6 protein-coding genes are annotated in these 6,079 nt (G+C 72.2%); all 6 read left to right on the plus strand.

What is annotated here, in order from left to right:
* On the plus strand, positions 1-1,569 hold a 1,569-nt coding region (locus tag MXD58_RS17775), incomplete at its 5' end, for an ABC transporter substrate-binding protein (RefSeq protein ID WP_250609604.1).
* Positions 1,570-1,571: 2 nt separating this feature from the next.
* Entirely contained in the window at positions 1,572-2,522 is a 951-nt protein-coding gene (locus tag MXD58_RS17780; RefSeq protein WP_248837061.1) for an ABC transporter permease, read from the plus strand.
* 12 nt (positions 2,523-2,534) lie between these two features.
* Positions 2,535-3,530 (plus strand): ABC transporter permease, encoded by a 996-nt coding sequence (locus MXD58_RS17785; RefSeq protein ID WP_248837060.1) that lies wholly within the window; start codon positions 2,535-2,537, stop codon positions 3,528-3,530.
* The gene (locus tag MXD58_RS17790) at positions 3,527-5,335 is read left to right on the plus strand and encodes an ATP-binding cassette domain-containing protein (protein ID WP_374616291.1); all 1,809 of its coding nucleotides are present in this window, start codon (positions 3,527-3,529) and stop codon (positions 5,333-5,335) included. The genes MXD58_RS17785 and MXD58_RS17790 overlap by 4 nt, the downstream gene beginning before the upstream one ends.
* A gap of 75 nt (positions 5,336-5,410) precedes the next feature.
* Complete coding sequence (locus MXD58_RS17795) at positions 5,411-5,821, plus strand: encapsulin-associated ferritin-like protein (protein WP_248840694.1); 411 nt, start codon at positions 5,411-5,413, stop codon at positions 5,819-5,821.
* The coding region (locus MXD58_RS17800; RefSeq protein WP_250609605.1) for an encapsulin at positions 5,818-6,079 on the plus strand (262 nt) is incomplete at its 3' end. The genes MXD58_RS17795 and MXD58_RS17800, both read left to right, overlap by 4 nt.

Consider the following 6,079-nt stretch of genomic DNA (forward strand, 5'->3'; position numbering starts at 1 on the left):
GGTGGGTCCGGCTCGGACAGCGCCGGCGCGGCCTCGGGCGGCACGCCGGTCGCCGGCGGCCGGCTGAAGATCGCCTTCTACGGGGACCTGCAGGGCTGCATCGACCCGAACCAGGTGTACTGGATCGAGTCGCGCAGCATCGACCGCAACATCGCCGACTCCCTCACCGACCAGGACCCCAAGACCGGGAAGATCGTCCCGTGGCTCGCGACGAGTTGGACGGTGAACCCGGCGGCCACCGAGTTCACCTTCAAGCTTCGTGACGGCGTCACCTTCAGCGACGGCACGAAGCTCGACGCCACCGCCGTGAAGACCGCCCTGGACGGCACCCACGACCTCGGCGCCCGCTCCATCCTCGGCGTCACCTACCTCGCGGGCTACACGTCGACCACTGTCGTCGACCCCACCACCGTCACGGTCGACTTCTCCCAGCCCAACGCCGCGTTCCTGCAGGCCACCTCCACCACGACGCTCGCGATCCTCTCGCCGGCGACCTACCAGGAGACGCCCGAGGCCCGCTGCGCCGGGAAGGTCATCGGCTCGGGCGAGTTCACCCTCGACAGCTACAGCGCCGGCAAGGCCGTGAAGATCACCCGCCGGCCCGGCTACGCCTGGCCGAGCACGCTGGTCGCCAACAAGGGTGCGGCCCACCTCGACGGCATCGACGTCAGCTACATCGGCGAGGACAGCGTCCGCGTCGGCAGCCTGACCAACGGCACCATCGACATCGCCTGGCCGCGCCAGCCCATCTCCTCGGCCGACCAGGAGGTCATCAAGGCCTCCGGCGCCACCATCCAGACACGCGCGCTGCCCGGCATCGCCGACATCCTCACCCCGAACGTCACTCCCGGGCGCCCGCTCGCCGACACCGCGGTACGCAAGGCCCTGCAGAAGGCCCTGGACCTCGACAGCTACGCCAAGACCGTCTTCTGGGATGGCTACCCGGTGGCGAAGAGCCCGCTGACGGTGAGCACCCCCTACTTCGTCGACGAGGGCGGCAAGCTCACCCACGACCCCGCCGGCGCGGGCAAGCTGCTCGACGGCGCCGGCTGGACGACCGGCGCCGACGGCTTCCGCCACAAGGCTGACAAGAAGCTCTCCCTGACCTACCTCGTCCCCGCGGCGAGCCCCGGCGACCAGCTCATCCAGGACCAGCTCAAGAAGGTCGGCATCGACCTGCAGATCAAGGTCCTCACCAACGCGCAGCTCACCCCGCAGGCCAACGCCGGCGGCTACGACCTGATCGGGACCTACCTCACCCGCGCCGACCCGAGCGTGCTGGGCTCCACGATCGACTCGGCCGTGTCCAAGCAGTACTCGGCGAAGTACAGCCAGGACCCGGCGACCGCCGCGCGGGTCAGCACGCTGTTCGCCACCGGGCAGTCCACCGTCGACCCGGACAAGCGGGCCGTGGCCTACCGGGAACTACAGGATTATCTGATCGACAACGCCGTGGTCTTCCCGCTCTACGACCGGCTGCAGACCGCCGGGGTGTCGAAGAAGGTGCACGGATTCGCCTGGACCTCCGAGGCGTTCCTGCGCGCCAACGACATCTGGCTGTCCAAGTAGCGATGACTCGTTATCTCGCCGGCAGGTTCGCCCAGGCACTCCTCGTGCTCTGGGCGGCCTACACGGTCGTCTTCGTCATCCTGCACGTGCTGCCCAGCGACCCGATCACCCTGCAGCTCTCCGCCGGCGGCGCGGACATCAGCCAACTCACCCCGGCCGCCCTGCACGACCTCAAGGACCGCTACGGCCTCAACAACCCGGTTCTCGTCCAGTACGTCCACTCCCTGTGGCACGCGCTGCACGGCGACTTCGGGATGTCACTGACCCAGAACGTCACCGTCGGTTCGCTCATCGCCGACAAGCTGCCCTCGACGCTGGAACTCACCGCCGTCGCCCTCCCGTTGATGCTCGGCGGCGGCGTCGGGCTGGCCTACCTCGCCGTGTTCGTGCGCTGGCGCCCGGCGCGTACGGTTCTCGCCCGGCTACCCGCCGTGGGCGTGTCGCTGCCGCAGTTCTTCGTCGGCCTGCTGCTCATCCAGGTCTTCTCCTTCTCCCTGACCTGGCTTCCCGCCACCGGCAGCGACGGCTGGCGCAGCCTCGTGCTACCCGCGGTGACGATGTCGCTCATCGGCGCCGCGATGCTCGCCCAGCTGCTCACCCGCGGCTTCGACGACACCTGGCGCGAGCCTTACATCGTGACGGCGCAGGCCAAAGGCCTGTCCCGGCGGACGGTGCAGCGCCGGCACGTGCTGCGCAACGCCTGCCTGCCGGCGCTGACCCTGCTCGGCATCATGCTCGGCTACACGGTGACGAACTCGATCGTCGTCGAGGCGGTGTTCTCCCGCAACGGCCTCGGCCAGCTCACCCAGCAGGCCGTCCTCGGCCAGGACGTTCCCGTGGTCCAGGCGATCGTGCTGATCACCGCGGCGGGCTTCGTCCTCGTGAACCTGCTCGTGGACCTGCTCTACTCGCTGCTCGACCCCCGCGTGGCAAGCGCGGCGGGGGCGGGCTAGGGAAGGCGCGCCATGCCCGACAAGCCAGTCTTCGCCACGGCCACCAGGGACCGTGCCAGTACCACCGTCGCCGCCGACCCGGTCGCCGCCAGCCCGCTCGCCTGCGCCGCGGCGGTGATCAGCGCCGAGGTGGGCCTCATCGGGTCGGACGCGGCGGGGGAGGGCGCCGCGGTGGCGCGCCGGCGTCTCGCCGCGGGAACGCGAACAGGGCGCCTGGCGCGCCGGCCGGGGTTCGTGCTCGCCGCGCTGTTCGTCGCCTTCGTCACCCTCTCGGCGCTGGTGCCCTCGCTGTTCACCGCCCGGGCCCCATCGGAGACCTCGCCGACGGAGAAGCTGCGCGGGCCGAGCACGGCGCACCTGTTCGGCACCGACGAGCTGGGCCGCGACATGTTCAGCCGCGTCCTGCACGGCTCCACCCTGACGATCAAGGCGGCGGGCGGGGCGGTGCTGATCGCGGTCATCGCCGGCCTCGCCATCGGCGTCCTCGCCGGGTTCTTCGGCGGCTGGGTCGACAGCCTGCTGATGCGCGTCGTCGACGTCATGCTCGCCATCCCGATCCTGCTGATGGCCATGACGATCGTCACCGCGCTCGGGTTCGGCCTGCTGCCGATGGCCATCGCCGTCGCCGTCGGCATCGCCCCCGGCTTCGCCCGCACCACCAGGGCCGAGGTGCTGCGGGTGCGCTCGCAGGCCTACGTCGAGGCCGCCCGCACCGGCGGCGCGTCCTGGGGCCGGGTCCTGCTGCGCCACGTCCTACCGAACTCGTGGGGGCCGGTCGGCGTGCTCGCCGTGCTCGACTTCGGCGCCGCGGTGCTGCTCATCTCCAGCCTGAGCTTCCTCGGGTTCGGCACCCCGCCGCCCGCCGCCGAATGGGGCACCCTGATCTCCGCGGGCCGCAACTACCTGATCACCAGCCCGTGGCTGGCACTGCTGCCCGGCCTGTTCGTCGGCCTGGTCGTGTTCAGTCTCAACCACATCGCCCGATCCCTTGAGGAGGTGCAACGGTGAGCACACCCCCTACCGCGGCCGCGGCGGACGCCGGGACACCCGGCCCGACGACATCGACCTCGCCGCCGGTCGTGGCGCTCGCCGGCCTGAGCGTCGCCTACCGCCAGGGCGGGCAGCTGCGGCCCGCGGTCGAGGGCGTCGACCTCGCCGTCACCCCCGGCGAGACCGTCGCCGTCGTCGGGGAGTCCGGCTCCGGCAAGACGACGACGGCGAGCGCGATCCTCGGCCTGCTGCCCGCTGGCGGCGTCGTCACCGCGGGCCGTATCGAGATCGCCGGCACCGAGGTCACCGGCGCCCCCGAGCGGGTCTGGCGGGCCCTGCGCGGCACCGTCGTCGGCCTCGTCCCGCAGGACCCGATGGTCGGCCTCAACCCGACGATGCGCATCGGCCCCCAGGTCGCCGAGGCGGTGCGCCGCCGCGGCGTCGACCGTCGCCTCGCCCCCGTGCAGGCGCTCGAGGCCCTGGAGCGCGCCGGGGTCGACGAGGCGGCGCTGCGGGCCCGGCAGTACCCGCACGAACTGTCCGGCGGGCTGCGCCAGCGGGTGCTCATCGCCATCGCGATCGCCGGGCGACCCCGGCTCATCGTCGCCGACGAGCCGACCAGCGCCCTGGACGTCACCGTCCAGCGGCGCATCCTCGACCACCTCGCCGGACTCGTCGCCGACTCCGGCACCGCCCTGCTGATCATCACCCATGATCTGGGTATCGCCGCCGACCGGGCCGACCGCGTCATCGTCATGCGCCGCGGGCGCGTCGTCGAACAGGGCGCGCCAGCGGACATCCTGCTGCGTCCCCGCGAGGCCTACACCAGACATCTCCTCGACGTCGCACCCGCGCTGTCGCACGCCGGGCGGGTCGTGCCCGCCCGCGCCGAGGCGCCGCCCGCGCCGGAGGTGCTGCGCCTCGACGGCATCGGCAAGGACTTCCGCCTGCCCCGCGGCGGCGCCGAGCGGACGCTGCGGGCCCTCGACGACGTCAGCCTGACCGTACGGGCCGGACAGACCCTCGGCCTCGTCGGCGAGTCCGGCTCGGGCAAGACCACGGCACTGCGCATCGCGATGGGCCTGGAACAACCCACCCGGGGCCGGGTGCTCCTCGACGGCACCGACATCACCGGCGCCGGCTGGTCGACGCTGCGCCCCCTGCGGCGGCGCTTCCAGCTGGTGCACCAGAACCCGTACTCGTCACTCGACCCGCGCTTCAGCGTCGCGCGGAGCATCGCCGAACCTCTGGTCTCCTACCGGATCGGCGACCGGGCCAGCCGGGCCGCCCGGGTCCGCGAACTACTCGACCAGGTCGCCCTGCCCGCCGCCTACGCCACCCGGCGCCCCACCGAGCTCTCCGGCGGTCAGCGCCAGCGGGTCGCGATCGCCCGCGCCCTGGCGCTGGCCCCCGAACTCGTCTTCCTCGACGAGCCGGTGTCCGCGCTCGACGTCTCCGTCCAGGACCAGATCCTCGCCCTGCTGCTGCGTCTGCAGAACGACCTCGGCATCGGCTACCTGTTCATCTCCCACGACCTCGCGGTCGTCGCCCAGCTCGCCCATTCCGTCGCGGTGCTGCGCGGCGGGAACGTCACCGTCCTCGTCGGCGGCTACACCGACACCACGGGGCCCGCCCGCGTCAACCAGGCACTGTCGCTGAGCCGGGCCCAGGCGGTCGCCGGCTACCTCCTCCGGCAGGGGGTGCCGGCCGCCCGCGTCCGGGCCGCCGGTTTCGGCTCCGCGGAGCCGGCCGGAGACAACCGCACGGCGCGGGGGCGGGCCGCCAACCGGCGCATCGAGATCACCCTGGCGCCGCCTGCCTGAGCACCCGGGCGCCGCTCGAGGGATCGGTCCACGCGTACCGGCGTGACCGGCCTCGGGACGTGGTAGGCAGACGCCATGGGCGACTCAAGCATGGGGCTGCACGAACAGCCCGACACACTCTCGGCGAGAACGGTCGACCGCCACCGGGCGATCGTCTCGCTGATGGAGGAGTTCGAGGCGGTCGACTGGTACGACCAGCGGGTCGAGGCCGCGACCGACCCGGAGCTGGCGCAGGTGCTGGCGCACAACCGGGACGAGGAGAAGGAACACGCGGCCATGACGCTGGAGTGGCTGCGCCGCCACGATCCCGTCCTGGACACGCAGCTGCGGACGTACCTGTTCACCTCCGGCCCGGTGACCGAGGTCGAGGAGAACGCGATCGAGGGCCACAGCGGGGCAGGGGACCAGGCGCCGCAGCAGGCGCAGGCGGCGGGACCCGGCGACGGCTCCCTGGGAATCGGCAGCCTGAAAGGTTTTGGAGAATGAATCATCTTCTGCGCGGCCACGCCCCGCTGACGGACGCCGCCTGGAAGGCGGTCGACGACGAGGCGACGGCCCGGCTGACGACGAACCTCGCGGCCCGCAAGGTGGTGGACTTCGCCGGCCCACACGGCTGGGAGTACTCCGCGACCCGGCTCGGCGGGGTGGGGGCGCTGGCGTCCCCGGCGGCGCCGGGCCTCGTTCACGGTGACGACCACATCGCCCTTGGCCATCCGGTTGAGGAACTGGTCCAACAGCATGACC

Source organism: Frankia sp. AgKG'84/4 (genome assembly GCF_023242965.2).
GTDB lineage: Bacteria > Actinomycetota > Actinomycetes > Frankiales > Frankiaceae > Frankia.

Excerpts from the sequence above, each read along its gene's own strand:
- MXD58_RS17780 (WP_248837061.1), top strand. The coding sequence starts at position 1,572 with ATGACTCGTTATCTCGCCGGCAGGTTCGCCCAGGCACTCCTCGTGCTC.
- MXD58_RS17785 (WP_248837060.1), top strand. The coding sequence starts at position 2,535 with ATGCCCGACAAGCCAGTCTTCGCCACGGCCACCAGGGACCGTGCCAGT.
- MXD58_RS17795 (WP_248840694.1), top strand. The coding sequence starts at position 5,411 with ATGGGCGACTCAAGCATGGGGCTGCACGAACAGCCCGACACACTCTCG.